Here is a 533-nt window from a genome sequence, read left to right on the forward strand (position 1 = left end):
CTTTTTTAAGAACAGGTCTTTTAATATTCTCATGTTTTTAGTCCATAATTTTACCAATTGGTCTATTTACCTCAAATTTGACCGTACAGAGCGTTTTATATTGCGGATATGGTTTTCATAGTAAAATCTTTAAATCGCTTTGTACGGTACCTTTTTGTCGATTTAAATGCATGTCTAATCGTAAAATGATCAGCACTTTTCACTATTTTGCTGTTTTAAGCCGCTTTAGAATTGCTACTGTTATGTTGCTCTTCACTAGGCTTGCCTATTCTCATGAATGAAATGCGCTTGCCTCCTAAAGCTAGGTTACGCGTATTTTCAACTGCTATAAAAACCTTCTCAGCAACACCATAAAGCCTGCTTTCTAAATCGCGACAATACTGCGCCAGATCAGCGCATGAGGGGACAAATGTTGTGGACATGCCTTTTGCCTCACCACGTATAAGATTTTTAACGGCTTGCAATAAAGACCAGAGTGAAATGCCGTTAAGAGCAGCGATATAAGCCTTTGCACGCGCTTCTGCATTCGAAAC

General features: G+C 38.6%; 1 protein-coding gene. It reads right to left on the reverse strand.

Features of this window, described 5'->3' with window-relative positions; all coding sequences use genetic code 11:
- Positions 1–215: 215 nt before the first annotated feature.
- On the reverse strand, positions 216–533 hold a 318-nt coding region (locus ACFIO5_RS13450; protein ID WP_375705685.1), incomplete at its 5' end, for a hypothetical protein.

It is taken from the genome of Bartonella sp. AA86SXKL (assembly GCF_042196885.1).